Origin of the sequence: Psychroflexus salarius, assembly GCF_900129035.1 — a bacterium.
GTDB lineage: Bacteria > Bacteroidota > Bacteroidia > Flavobacteriales > Flavobacteriaceae > Psychroflexus > Psychroflexus salarius.
The window spans coordinates 57,929-76,844 of sequence record NZ_FQTW01000009.1 but is presented as its reverse complement, the minus strand read 5'-3'; the positions used below and the strand labels follow the sequence as shown (position 1 = coordinate 76,844).

Genomic DNA, 18,916 nt, shown 5'->3' with positions numbered 1-18,916 from the left:
TTAATTAAGATAGGTTTCGAGCCTTAAATATAGAGTCATTATTCTAATGAAGTATCGCCACTATTTGGGTTATAAACATAATTAAATGTATAGTAACGTGTCTCGTCTTCAAATGGATCTGGTTCAGCTGGTGCATCTTTGTAGTAACTTAAAATTTCTACTTTAGCATAGTTACCTTCAGCTGTTCTAAACACCAATATTTTTCCAGGAATTGGAGCTACGATGTTAGTCATAAAGTTGTAATTATACCAGCCATTATCACTTCCTGTAGGAATAGCAAAACCAGTTGGAGAATCTTGCGAGAAATTTAAATCTGCGGCAGTGGTCACAGTATCAAAAGTACCATCGACTATAGCTGCTCCAGCATTAGCATTACGCTCAGGCTCATCATTGGTACCTGTTGCTTCACCACCATTTATGGCAATTGTTGTCCCTCGAAACGCTATATCCCAGTCGGTTTCACTAGTCGTTACAGTTCCTGAACTAAAATCGAATTTGGTAAAATCACCGCCAACCGGTTGACCTTGACCTCCTGTTTGAGGAGCGTGAAGGTTACTAATAGTTTCAGTTTCAACGGCAGCGACAGGGACTAGACCATCATCATCACTACAAGAAAAAAGGCCAAAACTAAGCGCTAAACCTAAAATTACATTTTTAATTTTCATAGTACACATATTTATAGAATTTATAATTGTTTTAAAATTGATAATTAAGTTTTACAAAACCCTGTATTCCGGGCATAGATGGAATATTGGCATCAGTATAATCTAGGAGGTTGTTAGCACCAATTTGTAATCTAAAATCATTAAAAAATTGTTTACTAGCTGCAAAATTTACAGTTGCAAAACCATTGACGAAACTAGTGTCATAGGTGTCGATTAAACCGTTTCCATTGGTATCAAACTGCGCATATTTGCTTCGGTATAAAAGTCTTAAACTTACATCTGTTTCTAATTTCGGTAAGTCGTAAAACAGCTTCAAATTGGCATTGTGTCGTGACCGATTGACTAAACCAAAATAATCTGAACGAGAAACTAATTCAGTTTGGTTATTGGCTGGGTTTCGAACAAACACCTGATTGTTTTCTATACGGTCTAAGTTGGTCTTATCATAAGCGTATAACAACTGATAACCCGCATTAAGTGTAAAGTTCTTCGTAACTTCAATATTAGAATTAAACTCTAAACCTGTCGTAAATACTTCATCAAAATTCACATAACTAAACACGTTTTGCCCATTGTTTAATCGTGCTATGATTCGGGTGTCGATAAGGTTTGTAAAATCGTTTCTAAAAAAATTCAACTCTGCATTCCAACGGTCACGTTTATAAGTAAAACCTAGATTATAACCTGTTGAGCTTTCAGCATCTAAGTCTTGATTTAATTCATTTTGAGAAACGACTGTTTCTAATATTTGACCCTGATTTTGTAATTCTTCAAGTTTATCAGCAGCAACATTATAACCTAATACCACGTAACCTACGGCAGAATTTAAAAAGTCGAAATAAAGTTGCCTAAAGTCTGGCGCTTTAAATCCGCGACCTACTGAAGCCTTGAGTGCTAGTTGATCGCTAAATTGATAGCGCATGGCTAATTTAGGACTTAATTGATTGCTGTATTCAGAATGATTATCGAACCGAAGACCCGCAATTATATTGAGTTGATCAAGTAGATCCACATCATATTGAGCATACAAATACTGCGAATTAAAGTTAACCTGATCATCAAAAAAAGTTCGATCTAAACTTTCATATTGGTAACCTAAGCCTGTTGTTAATATGCCTTTTTCATTAAACCTTAAGTTAGTTCGTACTTCAGGCCTTAAAAGTTGCTGATTAAAAAAATTAGCACTTGACAAACTATTTAATGTCGAATTGAAAACCGATTCTTCGACCTTATAACTCGTGTAATAAAGTTCGTAAGTTGCCTCAAAATCGCTGCTTAATTCATGATCAAGCTTAGTATGTAAATTCCACTCATTTTGCTGGGTGTCTCCATTAAATGCTTCATCTTGGTTTGAAAAGCCAATGTCTTGATTTTCATTAAAAAAACGCGTTGAAGAAGAAAACTTTAGGCGATCTGAAAAATCATAATAAACACGTGCATTTAAGGTGTAGTTTTCGAATGGATTCACCGTCTGACCTTCAGTTTGAGTATTCAAATCATAGCCTTGACTTGAAAATCGATTCATAAAAACACTATATCTAAGTTGATCAAAAGCTTGGCTAAGCTCTAAGTTAATGTCCTGTTGTGAAAAGCGACCAATACGATAAGAAGCTGAACCTTCAAGATCTTGTTGACTAGGCTTTTCGGTAATGATGTTAATTACGCCGCCTAAGGCCTCAGAACCATAAAGGCTACTTGAAGGTCCTTTTACGACTTCAATTTGTTTTATGTTTCCAACGGTTAATCGACTTAAATCAAAATTTCCTGCACTACGACCAACAAGCGGTACGCCATCGATGAGAATTAGTATATAGTCTGATGCTATACCTTGCATTTGAACACCTTCAAACCCACTTTCGTCAGTTACCGTCACAATACCTGTTTGCTCTCGAAGAATTTCATCAAGACGAACACTACCTGATTGATTTATAGTTTTTTTTGATACTAAAGTAACTGGCATTGGCAAGGAAGATAGTTGGCGTTCTGTACGTGTAGCTGTTAGAATTACTTCATCTAATTGATTAAATTGGGTCGTGTCAATTTCAACCTGTGCATACGTCAAAACACCAAACATCAAAAACAAACAATTGATTACCAATGATTTAAACTTCATTTTATTTATATTTAATCTAAATAAGTGCACAAATATAGCTAATTCTTATTTAGAACAAATAAAAATAGTTAGTTTTGTACCAAAATTTTAAAACCCTAAATAATTGGAATTATGAAAACTGTGATCAATTTTTTTTTAATAGCTTTAGTTTCTAGCTTAACCTTTGCACAATCCTCAAAACTGAAAAAAGACCGAGAAGCCATCAAGTCAATGTGTGGATGTTATGAAGTTACATTTAACTTCGCAGAGACATTTCAACACAGCAAAGACAGTCTTTACAAAGCTTCTCCTAATAAAGTGAGTAAAGGTTTAGAGTGGGCACAATTAGTTACAGATGAAAAAGATGAAATTGTAATTCAGCATATTTTACAAGTTGGTAATCCAGCTGAACCGATGATTGTCAAGCATTGGCGACAAGATTGGTTATTTGAAAATACAGAATTGTACCAATTTAACCACGACAACCAATGGACTTATACCAAGTTGCCTAGAAAAGAGGTGAAAGGACAATGGACACAAAAAGTGTATCAGGTTGATGATAGCCCAAGATATGAAGGAACAGCAACATGGGTTCATGTTGATGGTAAAAGCTACTGGGAAAACACAACCGATGCGCCACTTCCAAGACGTGAATATACACAACGTAGTGACTACAATGTAACACAACGCACTAACCGCCATGAGATTACAGATTACGGCTGGGTTCACGACCAAGACAATGCTAAAATTGTAAGAGCCGATGGTCAAGATGATAGGATTCTAGCCAATGAAAAAGGCTACAACACCTATGTTAAAGTAGATGACAGCCGTTGCCAAGCTGCGCAAGACTGGTGGAAAGAACATCAAGAAAAATGGGCCATTGTTCGCCAAAAATGGGATGAAGTCTTTAATCGAGATACAGACTTAAGTTTAAAAGAAAAGGTAGAGTTTAAAGTGCTTTACAAGCATTTATTTGACGACTCTTTAAATACTTATGAAGAAATTAGTACAACCATCGATAAATTTGTTGAATAATGCGTTTCATTTTATTAGTTGTAGCACTTAGCTTTAGCTGTTTAACTCAAGCTAGTAATCCTTTAATGCAAAGAGACTATTGGAAGTCTAAGCCTGAGTTAAAACAATTAAAAGCTGAAATTAACAGAGGTCATGATGCAACAGCACTAAATCAGCATGGTTTTGATGCATTAACATGGGCTATTTTAGAAAACGCAAACTTTGAAGTTTTAGATTATTTAATTCAACTTGAAGGAAATACTATTGATAAACTCACACATGATGGTCGTACGTATTTGTTTTGGGCCGTTTATAAAAACAACTTGAAATTCTCTGAGCAACTTATTAAAATGGGTGCTAAAGTTAATCTAGTAGATGATACAGGACATACACCTGTAACTTTTGCGGCTGTTGGCGGCACTATAAATCCGAGCCTATATGAGTTGCTAAAAGCTAATGGTGCTAATTTGAAAAAACCTCACCGTAGTGGCGCTCAAGTTCATCTCTTACTTATGCCAAGTATTAAGCAAATCAATGATTTAAACTACTTTTTAGATCAAGGCTTATCGCTAAAAGCAAAAGATCATCAAGGAAACACGGCCATACATTATGCGGCTAAAAAAGGTAATTTGTCGATTATTGAATATTTAGTTGAAAAAGGCTTAAAAGTAAAGGCGATAAATGAGAATAATGAAACTGCTTTGTTTTTTGCAGCCAGAGGTGCTCGAGGGCACACCAACGATTTAAAATTCTTTAAGCATTTAATAGACTTAGGTTTAGATCCTCTTCAACGCAATAGTCAAGACCAAACTATACTTCATCCCCTTGCGGCACGCTCTAACCAAGTTGATCTGATAACTTGGTTGGTTGAAAAAGGCCTTGAACCACAATTAAAAGATCAAAACAAGCATACGCCATTGTGGTATGCTGCCAAACATAACTCCGCTAATGTTGTTAAAACTTTGCTTCAATATAATTCGAATCAAGAAAATTATAACGATAAGCTTCAACCGTTATTAGAAGTAGCAACTCGTTATAATTCAGCTGAAATCGTCAAGCTTTTGCTAGATTCTGAAAGCCTAGAATCAGAAAAAATGGGGACTAACCCGAGATTGGGTCATCAGTTATTTCAATCAAACAAAGATCTTAAGGCAAAATATGAACTTTTAAAATCTTTAATTGAATATGATACAATTGATGAAGATGGTAATACTTTGTTTCATTTAGCTGTTGAAGCTAAAGATTCATTTTTAGTAAACATAGCACATCAACATGGAGTACCTCTAAATCAAAAAAATAAAGAAGGACTTACACCACTTCAATTAGCAGTGATGACTTTTAAATCTACAGACCCTATTAAGCAACTTATTCAATATGGAGCAAAAACAGATGTCAAAACAGATTTTGGTGAAAGTCTTTACGATTTAGCTCAACAAAACGAGGAACTCACAAATGATTCTATTAACTTTTTAAAATCATAATAATGAAATATTTTAAAACACTGGCACTTATTATCATCGGTAGCTTGAGCTTGTCTTCATTTAATACCAATACAGCTTACAAGTGTTTAATACAAATGAAGAATTACTCTGGAGAAGGCGCCTACGTTGTTATTTCAGTGCTTGATGAAGCCGACAATTATGTTGAAACACTTCATGTACGCGGTGAAGATACAGAATGGTACCATGATATCGACCAATGGTGGGACTTTTATGGTAAAACGCGTCCTTCATTAGACGGAAAAACAGGAGCTACAATAGCTGGTGGACGTAGAGCAGTTACTCAATTTCAGCTTCAACCAGAATGGATTAATAAAGGTTACAGCCTTCGTTTTGAAACTGCCGTAGAAGATCAAGCTTATCATCTAGATGATGTTAAAATAAAAATCACCTCACAACTGCTTGAAGGAAAAACCACTAATGGAAAAGGATTTATTCGATTTATTAAGTTATTACCGCTTTAATTTTTCATGAACTTTATTTGGCGAACAACTCACCGAATTTTGGCGCTTGCCGCTAGTGTATTTATTATTTTAGCCGCCATAACAGGCTCAATATTAGCTATTGAGCCTGTTATAGAGCGAAATAAAAACATCTCAACTTCCAATGACGCATTAGACCAAAACTTGGGTGTTTTTCTAGCTAAAATTAAAGATAACTATCCTGAAATTTCACGACTTGAACGCAATAAATTTGACCAAGTAAGTGTTGAGCAACTTGGAGACGATTTTAATATTGAAACCTTTTACATTAATCCTATTAATTTTAATCGATTAAGTAAGCTTGGCGAACGCCATCCTGTATTTAAATTTACAGAAGCGCTACACCGCTCACTATTTTTAAAATCAACCGGTCGATTAATTGTAGGCTTTACAGCCATTTGCTTAGTTCTTTTATGTATTTCAGGCAGTGTTTTACTTTACAAACGCTACGGAAGTTGGCTCTTATTAAAGCGCGAATCATTTCAAAATACCTGGGATTACTGGCATAGTATCAGCAGTAAATACAGTTTAGTTATCCTTTTAATTATTGCTTTTTCAGGATCTTACCTCAGCATCGATCGTTTTTTAATTAAAGACAAAAAACCTGATGTTTTTGCACAACTACAGCAAACACCTAAAGTGAAACAAACTGAAGTTTCATTAGCTGAATTTAAATTTACTAGAAACATCAACCTCAACGATTTGAAATATGTACAGTTTCCATTTTCAGATTCAGCTGAAGACTACTATTTAATTAAAACCAACCAATCTGAAGTCTTATTACATCAATACACAGGGCAAGTTATCAGTGAAGTTAAGGCTTCTCATTTAAGTACATTCAAATCAATTAACTATCAACTTCATACAGGTCATTCCAATTGGGTTTGGTCTATTTTAATTGGGCTAGTAAGTTTAATCTCGGTATTTATTGCCATTAGTGGATTAGGGATTTGGATTTTAAAAAAGAAACGTCAAGACTTTAAAAATAAAACTGCTTTTAGTCGCACAGATATTCTAGTCTTGGTGGGTTCACAAACAGGATCGACTTTTCAGTTCGCGAAAGAGCTTGCCAAAGCTTTACAACAACATAGTAAAGTACATTTATGCACCTTAAACGCTTACAAACCTGAACATAAAGCTCGTTTAGCCTTAATATTAACAGCCACCTATGGGGATGGTGAGCCGCCAGAAAATGCCCGTCATGCTTTAGAGAAACTCAAAGCAACCAAAACGCCTATGAATTACGCTGTTTTAGGATTTGGCTCAAAGCACTATCCTAAATTTTGTGCATTTGCTGAAACTTTAAATCAAGAATTATTTAAACAAGAAGAATTTAACCAAGTTCTTAAATTAACTAAAATCAACCAAAATAACAGCATTGAACTCAAACAATGGATTAAAGCTTTATCTAATGTTTTACATGAAACTATTGAAATCAATTTTTCAAAAAAAGAAGATTTATTTCAACTCAAATCTTCAACACCATTAAACCAAGATAGCTGTTTTTGTTTAGAGCTAACTTCACCTAAACACTTTAAGTCGGGTGATTGGTTAAGTATTTCAGCTGAAGACGGTCGAGAACGGCTTTACTCTATGGCTAAGATAAAAGGCAACTGTGTGTTAAGTATCAAAAAACATGAACATGGAGTATGTTCAACCTTCTTATCTGAACTTCATAAAGGTCAAAAAATTCATGCTTCTATTAAATCAAATCCTGAATTTCATTTACCGAAAGATTTACCTGTTTTAATGATTTGTAATGGCACTGGAATTGCGCCATTTTTGGGAATGATTAGCGAAGCAAAACCAAGTCAAAAAATAAGCTTAATCAGCGGATTTAGGACTAAAGAAAGTCTTGAGATTTATGAAGATTACCTGAAAGATTCTCGCCAAAAACTAGACAAACACTTCACTGCTTTTTCTCGTGAAGATGTAGGTCCAAATTATGTTCAAGAGCTAGTCAAACAAGAGTACAAGTTTATTTGCCAACACCTAAATAATAATGGTATCATTATGATCTGTGGTAGTTTAAATATGGAAAAATCGGTGAAAAATGAGTTAGAGGCTATTGCAAAAAAACACCTATCTCATACCTCTATTGACTTAACTCGTCGAATACGTTCAGATTGCTATTAAGCAAGAAAAAAGCGTGACTTTAATCAATTAAGCGTTGCAGATAACCGTAGTAATCGCCTTTTTTACCGTCGATTTGTTCAGCGATTTGAGCCTTAGTGACCCATTTTTTTTGCAAGGCAATCTCTTCTAAGCATGCTATTTTGAGTCCTGTTCGTTTTTCAAGAGCTTTAATAAACTCAGTGGCTTCAGTTAAGGCTTCATGAGTTCCTGTGTCAAGCCAAGCAAAACCACGATTCATAGTCTGCAAATTCAAATTGCCCTGATGTAAATAAGCTTCATTCACCGATGTGATTTCAAGTTCACCACGATCTGAAGGCCTAACATTTTTTGCAATTTCAATAACAGAATTGGGATAAAAATATAAACCAACAACAGCGTGCTGACCTTTTGGATTATAAGGCTTTTCTTCAATACTTAGCACTTTACCATTGGGATCAATTTCAGCGACACCATAGCGTCTTGGGTCGTCTACGCGATAACCAAAAATAACAGCTTCTTTAGAAGTTTCTACCTTTTGTACCGCTCGATGCAATAAGCCAGAAAGTCCAGCACCATAAAATATATTATCACCTAAAACCAAACTTACATCGTCATCTCCAATAAAATCTTCTGCAATTATAAAAGCTTGTGCTAAACCGTCTGGACTTGGTTGCTCTGCATAACTTAAGTTAATTCCATATTTACTGCCATCGCCTAATAATTTCTTAAAATTAGGTAAATCTTCAGGTGTCGAAATCACAAGTATATCTTTAATATTTGCCAACATTAACACCGAAAGCGGATAAAAAATCATGGGTTTATCGTAAATCGGTAAAAGTTGCTTAGAAACAGCGTGTGTTAATGGATGAAGCCTTGTTCCAGAACCGCCAGCTAATATAATTCCTTTCATAAATAGTTGTCTTGGTTATTGAGTTGTTGAGCGAAATTAGTGATTTTTTTTAAACCGCTTAGTTTAAACTTTTTAGTATTTTGAGACTCTAAATTGTAAATTTAAATTTATGCGACATCTTATATTATTTTTTTTACTAGCAACAAACATCATTTATGCTCAGAAAAATAAAACTTCTGAAAATATTCCTTTCAATGAAAAGCTAGAAAAATTGGATAAAAGTCAAGGCTTGGTTAATACCTTTTTTGGTGATGATAAGCTATACTTTAAAATACCCAAAACAGTTTTAGGAAAAGACTTACTTATGGTCACACGTTTAAAGCAAATTCCTGGTAACTACTCACCTTACACCAACGCTGGGTCTAAAACTTCGGAACAAATGATTCATTTTGTAAAGCGAGGAAATACAATTGATTTACTCCAAATTTCAACTGTAAATGTGGCTAATGAAGAAGATCCGATTAACTTAAGTGTTCAGCAAAATAACTTCAATCCTATTCTGGCAAGTTTTAAAATTGAAGACGAAGATGATAAAATGATAACAGTTGAAGTTACATCGTTTTTTAACACCGATTCACCTTCATTTAATATTATTGGTGATTACCAGAAAAAAGAATATAAAATTGGCGGAGTCGATAAATCGAGAAGCCGAATTGACCGCGTATCGGCTTTTCCAAAAAATATCGAAATTCTTCATACATTAACTTATAGTGTTAAAGAACCACCAAGAGGAAATAGCTCAAATACCTTCAGCTTTCAAGTCAACCATTCAATTATTGAACTTCCAGAAGACAAAATGAAAGTGAGGTTTGTGGATTCCCGCGTAGGTTGGTTTAGTTTACGAAAGTACAATTTTAGCTCAGATGCCTTAAAAGCAGATGATTACAGAATCGCAAAACGCTGGCGCTTAGTACCAAAAGACAAAGAAGCTTATGCACGTGGCGAATTAGTTGAACCTGTTAAGCCAATAGTTTATTACCTTGACCCTGCTACACCAAAAAAATGGGTGCCTTATTTTATAAAAGGGATCGAAGATTGGAATTCAGCCTTTAAAAAAGCAGGTTTTAAAAACGCAATTATTGCAAAAGAAGCACCCACAAAAGAAGAAGATCCTGACTTTAACCCTGAGGATATACGTTACTCAACTGTTCGATATGTAGCTTCAACAACTAGAAACGCTGTTGGCCCAAGTGTAGCCGACCCAAGAACTGGTGAAATTATTGAAAGTGACATTATTTGGTATCATAACCATTTGCGCTCTTACCGAAATCGCTATTTATTAGAAACTGGAGCCGCTAATCCGAAAGCAAGAACCCTAAACACACCAGAAGAAGAAATTGGCGAAATGATGCGTCGTGTAATTTCTCACGAAATTGGTCATGCCATTGGCCTACCACACAATATGAAAGCAAGTTCTGCTTATCCAGTAGATTCGCTTCGGTCAGGAAAATTTACACAAAAAATGGGAATCGCCACAACAATCATGGATTATGCGCGCTACAACTATGTCGCCCAGCCTGGTGATAAAAATATTCGATTTATAAGACAACTTGGCCCATACGATGATTATGCAGTTGAATGGGGTTACCGCTATTATGAAGATCAAACAGCTGAAGAAGTCAAAACCATCTTAGAACAGTTTGTTGATGATAAAAGCACTCAAAAACTGTACATGTTTGGCGGTTATAATAATGATCCTGACTCACAAACTGAAAATATTGGAGACAACACAATAAAAGCTAGTAATTACGGTTTATCTAACCTTAAAATTGTCGCTAAAAACCTCAACGATTGGACTACAGAAAATGGCCAAACCTATGATGACTTAGAGGAGTTATACGGTGAAATGCTTTCAGTGTACAGACGCTACGTTTATCATGTGGCTAATAATATTGGTGGTGTACACGAAACCTTGCTACATAAAGGTCAACCGGGCACACCTTACCAACTCGTTAACCGCGAAGAACAAATGGATGCTTTGGCTTTTCTGAATGAAAATGTCTTCCAAACGCAATATTGGTTAATCGATAAAGGTTTAGTGTCTAATTTTTCTGATGAAGGTACGTTAGAACGCTTAATCAATATAAATGTCAACTTATTGAAACGATTAACGTCTTCAAGGTCTCTCAATGAAATGATGAATAGCAATGCAAGCCTTCAAGGCAATGGGCTTTCAGTTCATGAACTCCTAAATCAATTGACTGATGATATCATTTACCAGAATGAAACGCCAGATTTGGCTGAACGTGAATTACAAAAGCAAATGATTAATCATTTTGAAGATTTAATTGAAGATGATAAGTTAGCTTCTGAAATAAAAGCTTACATCTTAAACATTCAAGAAGATTTAAAACCGTACACCCGAAAACTAAGCAAACGTAAAAATGGCATTTTAAAAACACATTATTTGTTTTTACATCACTCATTAAATGACAAATAATAAATAAGCATATAACAAAAAAACGCTTGGGATTTTCCAAGCGTTTTTTGTAACTATAAACTGATAAAAATCAATCTGTAACTCTATTTTTTATCATAACTTTCAATCGAAAATTTAAAACAAAATGACAGATATAGAGATTGCTAAAGCAGTAGAGTTAAAACATATTAATACAATTGCTGAAAAAATTGGCATCAATCCAGATCAACTCGAACATTACGGTAAATTTAAAGCAAAACTTCCGCTTGATTTAATCAATGAAACAAAGGCATCAAAAAGCAAATTAATTTTGGTGAGTGCCATTTCACCAACACCAGCTGGAGAAGGCAAAACAACCATATCTATCGGTCTAAATGAAGGTCTCAATAAGCTCGGTAAGTCAAGTGTCGTAGTCTTACGAGAACCTTCATTAGGACCCGTTTTTGGTATAAAAGGTGGCGCCACTGGTGGTGGCAAGTCTCAAGTTTTACCTATGGAGGATATTAATTTGCATTTCACAGGTGATTTTTCTGCCATCGAAAAAGCGCATAACCTACTTGCGGCAATTATCGATAATAATATTCAAAGTAAAACTAATAATCTAAATATCGATGCCCGAACTGTTAAATGGAAACGGGTATTAGACGTTAATGACCGTGCATTGCGTCAAGTTATCGTTGGTCTTGGTGGCACCACAATGGGTGTTCCTAGAGAAACTGGTTTTGATATCACGGCAGCATCTGAGCTTATGGCCATTTTATGTCTATGCAATAATTTAAGTGACTTAAAAGATCGCTTAGGTAAAATTTTTATTGGTTTCACTTATGATAAAACCCCTATTTATGCTAAAGACCTGAAAGCGCAAGGTGCCATGGCAACCTTACTTAAAGATGCCATTAAACCTAACTTAGTTCAAAGCATAGAAGGTAACCCAGCAATTATTCATGGCGGCCCATTTGCCAACATCGCACAAGGAACTAACACCGTTTTAGCCACAAAAATGGGAATGAGTTTAGCCGATTATACAGTCACCGAAGCTGGTTTTGGATTTGATTTAGGCGGGGAAAAATTTCTCGATATAAAATGTCAAAGTGCTAATCTTAAACCCGAAGTTATTGTACTCACAGCAACTATTCGCGCTTTAAAATACCATGGTGGAGCAGCTTTAAATGAATTAGAAACCCCAAGTCCAAAGGCATTAAAAAAAGGTCTACCTAATTTAGAAAAACATCTTGAAAATGCTCTCAAATTTAATATTACACCAATTATAGCCATCAACCAATTTACGAGTGACACTGCTGAAGAAATTGAAATTATACAAGAATTTGCCAAAGCCAAAGGCATCAAAGCGGCCATAGCCAATGTTTGGGCTGATGGCGGAAACGGTGCCATTGAACTAGCTACTGAAGTGATTAAAACACTCGAAAATACTTCATCTAGCGACTTTAAAGCTTTGTACAACTGGGATCAACCGGTTTTAGATAAAGTTGAAGTGATTGCGAAAAGCATTTACGGAGGATCTTCAGTTGATTATTCAGCAAAAGCCAAAGCCGATTTAAAACGCATTGAAAATTTAGGCTTAAGCCACTTACCGATTTGTATGGCTAAAACTCAAAAATCGCTATCAGATGATGAATCTCGTCGCGGCAGACCTGACAACTTTATTTTAAATGTAAGGGAGATTGAAATTGCAGCTGGTGCAGGTTTTTTAATTCCAATTACCGGTAAAATGATGCGAATGCCAGGCTTGCCAGCACATCCCGCTTCTGAAAACATTGATATCGATGACCAAGGAAATATTTCAGGGCTATTTTAAGCTTTTAAGGTTAAATGTTTGTAAAATATCCGCTTGAATGAAATAAATTAAATTTTATCTGTTAGCTTACACATTAAAATTTAAGCTATGAGAATATTTTTACTTTTACTATGTTTTAGCATGTTACAATTTGCTCAAGCACAAACAGAAACTTACACCATCAATTGGGGTTTTGGTTCTAATCCGAACGCTGCAGGAAACGAAAATAGTAGCCTAACAATTGAAGTCGGCGATACAGTGACTTGGTTTTGGCATTCCAATGGTTTCCATAATGTAGTTAGCCAATCAAGCGCAACAGAAAATTTTAATAGTGGCACGCCACAAGGTAACGGATTTTCATTTTCACATACATTTACCCAAGAAGGTACAAATGATTATGTTTGCCAGCCGCATGCTGGATCGATGTTTGGAACAATAACTGTTGTACCAGATGGAACCCTCAACCAGGATACATTTAAGCTTACAGCCAACAATTTAAAGGTCTATCCAAACCCAGCATCATCTGAATTAAGTTTAGATATAGAAGGGCAACTAACTGAAGAAGTACAACTTATAATATACAATAACCTTGGTCAGGAGATTAAGTCGTTTAAATTTCAAACGCCATCGCACAAAATAGATGTATCTTCATTAAAAGCTGGAGCTTATTTTATTAAATTACAAACAGAAAGTCAGGAGTTAACAAAATCCTTTATCAAGTTATAAAAAAAAAGCCGCAAAAAGCGGCTTTTTTTTGTTGATCTTAAACCAAAACTAATCTCTTCCTAAGTAAATACTAATAAAATAAAGCAAGGTAGCTAAAGAACCAATAGCTGCAACGACGTAAGTTCGTGCTGCCCATTTTAAGGCATCTTCAGAACCTTTATATTCATCTGCAGTAACTATATTTTCACGCTTTAACCAAGCTAAAGCACGATTACTTGCATCATACTCAACTGGTAAAGTGATAAAGCTGAACAGTGTACCTAAACCAAACATAATAATACCAGCTAATAAGACCATTTGTCCAACGCCAACTGATACCATTCCCATTAAAATAAGTCCACCAAAAATAACCCATTGAGAAAATTGAGAAGCCACACTTACTATAGGCACAAGTTGACTCCGCATTTCTAACCACGAATAAGCTTTGGCATGTTGTACTGCGTGTCCAACTTCATGAGCTGCTACAGCAGCTGAAGCTGCATTGCGTTGCGAATACACACTTTCACTTAAATTAACTGTTTTTTTGGTGGGATGGTAATGGTCTGTTAATCGACCTGGTGTAGAAATGACTTGCACATCAGTAATACCGTGATCGGCTAACATTTGTTCAGCAATTTCTTTACCACTCATCCCATTTTGCAGCTGAACTTTTGAGTATTTTTTAAATTTTGATTTTAATTGATTGCTGACCAACCAACTCACCAACAATATTGCTCCTATTAAAATATAATATCCACCCATGTTTATTGTTTTAATTACTAATTAATTCATTTAATATACAGCAAATTTAAGACCAACTTTTAAAGCTGACAAAACTGCTGTTTAACCGACTAGATTAACAATTTTACCTGGAACAACAATCACTTTTTTAGGTGTTCGCCCGTTCAATTGTTTTTGTGTGCGTTCATCTTTCATGACAGCTTCTTCAATTTCAGACTTAGATAAATCTAGTGATAAATCTAAGGTAAAGCGCATTTTACCATTAAATGAAATCGGATAGGTTTTGGTGTCTTCAACGAGGTATTTTTCCTCAACCTGAGGATAAGCTTCGTGACTTATGCCATTAGAATGACCTAATAATTCCCAAAGCTCTTCAGCAATATGTGGGGCGTAAGGTGCAATTAAAATAGCTAAAGGTTCTAAAACTTCGCGATGTTGACACTTTTGTTGCGTTAATTCATTCACGCAAATCATAAACGTAGATACTGACGTATTAAAACTAAAATCTTCAATATCTTGTGTAACCTTTTTAATGGTTTTGTGTAAGGTCTTTAATGATTCTTTTGAAGCTGTTTGATTGCTCACTTCAAATTGCTCACCATTATGATAGAGCTTCCATAATTTTTTGAGGAAGTTGTGCACGCCTGATAAACCTGCGGTATTCCATGGTTTGGCTTGGTCAATTGGCCCTAAAAACATCTCATACATTCGTAAGGTATCGGCGCCGTATTGTTCACAAATTTCATCGGGATTAACCACGTTAAATTTTGACTTTGACATTTTTTCGACCTCACGAGAAACGATAAGCTTAGCATCTTCATTTTTTATGAATTGGGCTTCAGCAAACTCTGGTCGCCATTTTTTAAAGGCTTCAATATCAAGCTCGTTAGATGTATTTACCAAAGAGACATCAACATGTATTGGAGTGAAATGTGAAAGACTTACCTTAGTTGACGTAATCATTTCATTTTGAGTCGTATCATAAATTTGTTTAGAAACAGTATCGCTATGATTAATTAAATAATCTTCTTTTCGAATACAATCGTCTATTATACACTTTGAAACATAAATGTTTTTATCTTTATCTGACGAATTATAATTCCATCTATATAGAAGCGCACTTTCACCTAAAATCATGCCTTGGTTAATCAGTTTTTTAAATGGTTCTTCAACCTGTATAAAGCCACGATCGTGTAAAAATTTAGTCCAAAATCGTGCATAGAGTAAATGGCCAGTTGCATGTTCGCTACCACCAATATATAAATCTACATTTTTCCAATACTCTAAAGCTTCAGCTGAGGCAAATACTTCATCTCGCTGCTCGGTTTCCATATAACGAAATAAATACCATGAACTTCCAGCCCAACCTGGCATCGTGTTTAATTCTAATGGAAATATTGTTTGATGATCAATTTTAGTGTTTTCAACAACTTGGTTGTTTTTGGTATCCCAAGCCCATACATCAGCTCGACCTAAAGGTGGTGCGCCATCTTCAGTTGGTAAATATTTTTCTACTTCAGGTAGTTTTAAAGGTAAATGCTCTACATCTATCAGTTTTGGCAAACCGTCGACATAATAAACAGGAAAAGGCTCGCCCCAATATCGCTGGCGCGAAAAGACCGCATCTCTTAAACGGTAATTAACTTTAGCTTGGCCTGCGCCAATTTTTTCAAGTCTTTCTATAGCTTTCGAAATAGCTTGCTTGACATTTAAGCCGTTTAAAAAATCTGAATTGGCAATAATGGTTTGGTCTTTATCGCCATGTGCTGCTTCAGAAATATCAACATCTTGAAACACGTTTGGTATTGGAATATCAAAATGCTGCGCAAAATCAAAATCGCGCTGATCGCCACACGGCACTGCCATCACAGCACCAGTTCCATAACTAGCTAACACATAATCACCAATCCAAATTGGTATAGGTTCTTGAGATAAAGGATGTTCGGCATAAGCGCCTGTAAATACACCCGTAATATGTTTTACGTCGGCCATACGGTCGCGTTCGCTACGTTTAGCCGTTTCTTTTATGTAGGCCTCGACCGCTTCTTTCTGTTCTGGGGTTGTGATTTGCTGAACCAATTCATGTTCTGGTGCTAAAGTCATAAAACTCACACCAAAAATGGTATCTGGTCGTGTGGTAAACACCTCGATAGTATCAGGATGCGCTTTGATTTTAAACTTCACTTGTGCGCCAACCGATTTCCCGATCCAATTACGTTGAGATTCTTTTAAACTATCGGTCCAGTCGAGTTGCTCTAAACCTTGGAGTAAACGCTCGGCATAGGCCGAGATACGCATGCTCCATTGTTTCATTTTCTTGCGCATAACGGGATGCCCGCCGCGTTCTGAAACGCCATTCACAATTTCATCGTTAGCTAGAACCGTTCCTAAAGCTGGACACCAGTTTACTTCGGTTTCAGCGAGGTAAGTTAAGCGGTATTGCAGCAGAATTTGTTCCTGCTCTTTAGCGGTAAAAGCTTTCCAATCTTCAGCTGAAAAGTGAGAGACCTCATCATCACAGGCAGCATTAACCAAAGAATTTCCTTCAGCTTGAAATTGAGCCACTAACTGGTCAATTGGTTTAGCTTGCTGATCTTTGGTATCGTAATATGATTGAAATAATTCGCTGAAAATCCACTGCGTCCACTTATAATAATTAGGATCACTTGTTCGGACTTCTCGATCCCAGTCAAATGAAAAGCCAATTTTATCAAGTTGCTCACGGTATCGTTTAATATTGACTTCGGTGGTTTTTGCTGGATGCTGACCTGTTTGTATCGCATACTGTTCAGCTGGTAAACCGAAAGAGTCGTAACCTTGTGGGTGCAAAACATTAAAACCTTTGTGGCGCTTGTAACGCGCATAAATATCACTAGCAATATAACCTAACGGATGCCCCACATGTAAACCTGCGCCTGATGGATAGGGAAACATATCTAAGACATAAAATGGCGGTTTTGGCTTATCTTTAAATTGGTGAGGTTGCTTGGCTTTAAAAGGCTTGTCTTTAGCCCATTTTTTTTGCCATTTAGATTCTATGGATTGGAATTTATATGCCATAATGGTATTTCTCTTCTGTTTATGGCAAAAATAAGATTATTAGGTTGAACCTATAACTTGAGACTTAAATAAATTACATTTAACAACTATCCTTAATTGTGCTTTAAAAGTAAAAATGCTTGTTGATTTTTTTCTAATTTAGTTCTTAATTTATGCTGTTCTTGTTTTGCTCTTAAAACTAAACTTACAGTATTAGGCGCTTTTTTACCGATATTATTTGCCACAACAGCAATTGTCATCTCAGGTTGGGTAAACGGTAATTTGAGTATCTTCTTTAGATTTTTGATTTCGTAATTTTCTAATATGAGTTTTTTATTCACAAAAACATCGATTTTATCACCATCTTCAAGCTCTTCATCCCAAATTTCAAGAAATACATACTTTGCTTTAGGTAAAAATAACGCCACAACATCTTCGTTTTGAAGTGTATTATTTTCTACTTTATTTTTAAAAATTGAAGTTGCTAGTTTTTCTTTTGTAAGGCTATCAATCTTATTGATTCTACTTATTCTACGGTTAAATCGATCCATTTTCTTAAAAAAGAAATCTGTACCAACTAATCTAATTTCACCTGAAACACACGGCTCATCATTTGGATATTTACCTTGAAATTTGCCTTCAATAACGCTTTTGCGGTTCCTGAGTTTTATAGTTGCTTTGTTTAAATGTATGTAACAGAAGCTGTCGTCATCATAATTTGACTTTGTTAATAGATTTTTGGTTTCTTTATAAGAAATTGTATTGTTTTTGTAATCTATTTGACCTTCGATAGATGAAATTGTTCGGTGTTCTCCTGCAAAATCTGTGATTGATTGACCTGTAATTTTACCATTACCAAGATCCTTAAAGCTGAGTTTATAAGAAATCATTGTGTCATCTTCTAATAAAACGGAACCTATAAATTCATAGTTTTCTGAATTTTGACCAAATATAACAGTCGTCATCAGAAAAAATAGGTAAAAAATATTTCTTAATTTTAACATAAAGCATTAAGTTTACAAAATAAAATTCAAACTTATGAAAAATTTAATGTTATTAATGGTGTTGTTTTTCAACATCTTTGATGTTTGCATCTTTTCCTGTAAACAAAGACAATGTTAAAAAAGCTGAAGTCAATGTTGAAACTACAACCGTTAAGGTTGAAAGCCCAACCATTGACCCAACTGTAACTGATGGTGTTGCTAACGAAGATGCCCTAACGCCTATTGCAGCTGCTGGTTATGATAAATGGGTTGCCGTTGCTTTTTGGTTTTTCTTAGGTTGGCCTTTTGCAGCGCACCGCTGGTATGCTAAGAAGCCAGTTTGGGCAAACATTTTATACATTATTACTTTGGGTGGTTTAGGGATTTGGTCAATTATTGATTTGATCAATATCTTAACTGATAATTTTTAATCAAAAATACTTTTACCCTAAAAAAA

Annotated in this window: 14 protein-coding genes; 8 read left to right on the top strand and 6 right to left on the bottom strand. The window is 35.4% G+C overall.

The window, feature by feature from the left end; all coding sequences use genetic code 11:
• Positions 1-38: 38 nt before the first annotated feature.
• Both BUB82_RS10310 and BUB82_RS10305 read right to left on the bottom strand, forming a co-directional pair.
• The gene (locus BUB82_RS10310; RefSeq protein ID WP_073193542.1) at positions 39-665 is read right to left on the bottom strand and encodes an HmuY family protein; all 627 of its coding nucleotides are present in this window, start codon (positions 663-665) and stop codon (positions 39-41) included.
• 31 nt (positions 666-696) lie between these two features.
• The gene (locus tag BUB82_RS10305; RefSeq protein WP_073193541.1) at positions 697-2,778 is read right to left on the bottom strand and encodes a TonB-dependent receptor plug domain-containing protein; all 2,082 of its coding nucleotides are present in this window, start codon (positions 2,776-2,778) and stop codon (positions 697-699) included.
• 111 nt (positions 2,779-2,889) lie between these two features.
• Here BUB82_RS10305 and BUB82_RS10300 point away from each other — a divergent pair, with 111 nt between their 5' ends.
• Genes BUB82_RS10300 through BUB82_RS10285 form a run of 4 tightly spaced genes read left to right on the top strand, consistent with a single transcriptional unit; the run spans position 2,890 to position 7,888 of the window.
• Positions 2,890-3,792 (top strand): DUF6607 family protein, encoded by a 903-nt coding sequence (locus tag BUB82_RS10300; protein WP_073193540.1) that lies wholly within the window; start codon positions 2,890-2,892, stop codon positions 3,790-3,792.
• Positions 3,792-5,252 (top strand): ankyrin repeat domain-containing protein, encoded by a 1,461-nt coding sequence (locus BUB82_RS10295; protein ID WP_073193539.1) that lies wholly within the window; start codon positions 3,792-3,794, stop codon positions 5,250-5,252. The genes BUB82_RS10300 and BUB82_RS10295 overlap by 1 nt, the downstream gene beginning before the upstream one ends.
• Positions 5,253-5,254: 2 nt before the next feature.
• A complete protein-coding gene (locus BUB82_RS10290; protein ID WP_073193538.1) occupies positions 5,255-5,734 on the top strand; it encodes a DUF2271 domain-containing protein in 480 nt (159 codons plus the stop codon).
• A gap of 6 nt (positions 5,735-5,740) precedes the next feature.
• Complete coding sequence (locus tag BUB82_RS10285; protein ID WP_073193537.1) at positions 5,741-7,888, top strand: PepSY domain-containing protein; 2,148 nt, start codon at positions 5,741-5,743, stop codon at positions 7,886-7,888.
• A gap of 19 nt (positions 7,889-7,907) precedes the next feature.
• Here BUB82_RS10285 and rfbA read toward each other — a convergent pair whose 3' ends face one another.
• On the bottom strand, positions 7,908-8,777 hold the full coding sequence (rfbA, locus tag BUB82_RS10280) for a glucose-1-phosphate thymidylyltransferase RfbA (protein ID WP_073193536.1): 870 nt from the start codon (positions 8,775-8,777) through the stop codon (positions 7,908-7,910).
• A 109-nt stretch (positions 8,778-8,886) separates the two neighbouring features.
• Between rfbA and BUB82_RS10275 the strand changes: the two genes are divergently transcribed.
• The 3 genes from BUB82_RS10275 (at position 8,887) to BUB82_RS10265 (ending at position 13,717) form a co-directional block, all read left to right on the top strand.
• Positions 8,887-11,217: a zinc-dependent metalloprotease gene (locus BUB82_RS10275; RefSeq protein ID WP_073193535.1), complete on the top strand. Its 2,331-nt coding sequence runs from the start codon at positions 8,887-8,889 to the stop codon at positions 11,215-11,217.
• A gap of 124 nt (positions 11,218-11,341) precedes the next feature.
• Entirely contained in the window at positions 11,342-13,012 is a 1,671-nt protein-coding gene (locus tag BUB82_RS10270) for a formate--tetrahydrofolate ligase (protein WP_073193534.1), read from the top strand.
• Between the two features lie 87 nt (positions 13,013-13,099).
• Positions 13,100-13,717: a T9SS type A sorting domain-containing protein gene (locus BUB82_RS10265; RefSeq protein ID WP_083574516.1), complete on the top strand. Its 618-nt coding sequence runs from the start codon at positions 13,100-13,102 to the stop codon at positions 13,715-13,717.
• Between the two features lie 48 nt (positions 13,718-13,765).
• Here BUB82_RS10265 and BUB82_RS10260 read toward each other — a convergent pair whose 3' ends face one another.
• From BUB82_RS10260 to BUB82_RS10250, 3 genes are all read right to left on the bottom strand, one after another.
• Positions 13,766-14,458, bottom strand: coding sequence for a zinc metallopeptidase (locus tag BUB82_RS10260; RefSeq protein WP_073193532.1), 693 nt, complete (start codon positions 14,456-14,458; stop codon positions 13,766-13,768).
• An 81-nt stretch (positions 14,459-14,539) separates the two neighbouring features.
• Positions 14,540-17,497, bottom strand: coding sequence for a leucine--tRNA ligase (locus BUB82_RS10255; protein WP_073193531.1), 2,958 nt, complete (start codon positions 17,495-17,497; stop codon positions 14,540-14,542).
• A gap of 92 nt (positions 17,498-17,589) precedes the next feature.
• The gene (locus BUB82_RS10250) at positions 17,590-18,480 is read right to left on the bottom strand and encodes a hypothetical protein (protein WP_073193530.1); all 891 of its coding nucleotides are present in this window, start codon (positions 18,478-18,480) and stop codon (positions 17,590-17,592) included.
• An 80-nt stretch (positions 18,481-18,560) separates the two neighbouring features.
• On the opposite strand from BUB82_RS10250, the gene BUB82_RS10245 reads away from it, so the two are divergent.
• Positions 18,561-18,890 (top strand): TM2 domain-containing protein, encoded by a 330-nt coding sequence (locus BUB82_RS10245; RefSeq protein WP_083574515.1) that lies wholly within the window; start codon positions 18,561-18,563, stop codon positions 18,888-18,890.
• Positions 18,891-18,916 lie beyond the last annotated feature (26 nt).

Coding starts and splice junctions, on each gene's coding strand:
- BUB82_RS10310 (WP_073193542.1), bottom strand. CDS start 665: ATGAAAATTAAAAATGTAATTTTAGGTTTAGCGCTTAGTTTTGGCCTT.
- BUB82_RS10305 (WP_073193541.1), bottom strand. CDS start 2,778: ATGAAGTTTAAATCATTGGTAATCAATTGTTTGTTTTTGATGTTTGGT.
- BUB82_RS10300 (WP_073193540.1), top strand. CDS start 2,890: ATGAAAACTGTGATCAATTTTTTTTTAATAGCTTTAGTTTCTAGCTTA.
- BUB82_RS10295 (WP_073193539.1), top strand. CDS start 3,792: ATGCGTTTCATTTTATTAGTTGTAGCACTTAGCTTTAGCTGTTTAACT.
- BUB82_RS10290 (WP_073193538.1), top strand. CDS start 5,255: ATGAAATATTTTAAAACACTGGCACTTATTATCATCGGTAGCTTGAGC.
- BUB82_RS10285 (WP_073193537.1), top strand. CDS start 5,741: ATGAACTTTATTTGGCGAACAACTCACCGAATTTTGGCGCTTGCCGCT.
- rfbA (WP_073193536.1), bottom strand. CDS start 8,777: ATGAAAGGAATTATATTAGCTGGCGGTTCTGGAACAAGGCTTCATCCA.
- BUB82_RS10275 (WP_073193535.1), top strand. CDS start 8,887: ATGCGACATCTTATATTATTTTTTTTACTAGCAACAAACATCATTTAT.
- BUB82_RS10270 (WP_073193534.1), top strand. CDS start 11,342: ATGACAGATATAGAGATTGCTAAAGCAGTAGAGTTAAAACATATTAAT.
- BUB82_RS10265 (WP_083574516.1), top strand. CDS start 13,100: ATGAGAATATTTTTACTTTTACTATGTTTTAGCATGTTACAATTTGCT.
- BUB82_RS10260 (WP_073193532.1), bottom strand. CDS start 14,458: ATGGGTGGATATTATATTTTAATAGGAGCAATATTGTTGGTGAGTTGG.
- BUB82_RS10255 (WP_073193531.1), bottom strand. CDS start 17,497: ATGGCATATAAATTCCAATCCATAGAATCTAAATGGCAAAAAAAATGG.
- BUB82_RS10250 (WP_073193530.1), bottom strand. CDS start 18,480: ATGTTAAAATTAAGAAATATTTTTTACCTATTTTTTCTGATGACGACT.
- BUB82_RS10245 (WP_083574515.1), top strand. CDS start 18,561: ATGTTTGCATCTTTTCCTGTAAACAAAGACAATGTTAAAAAAGCTGAA.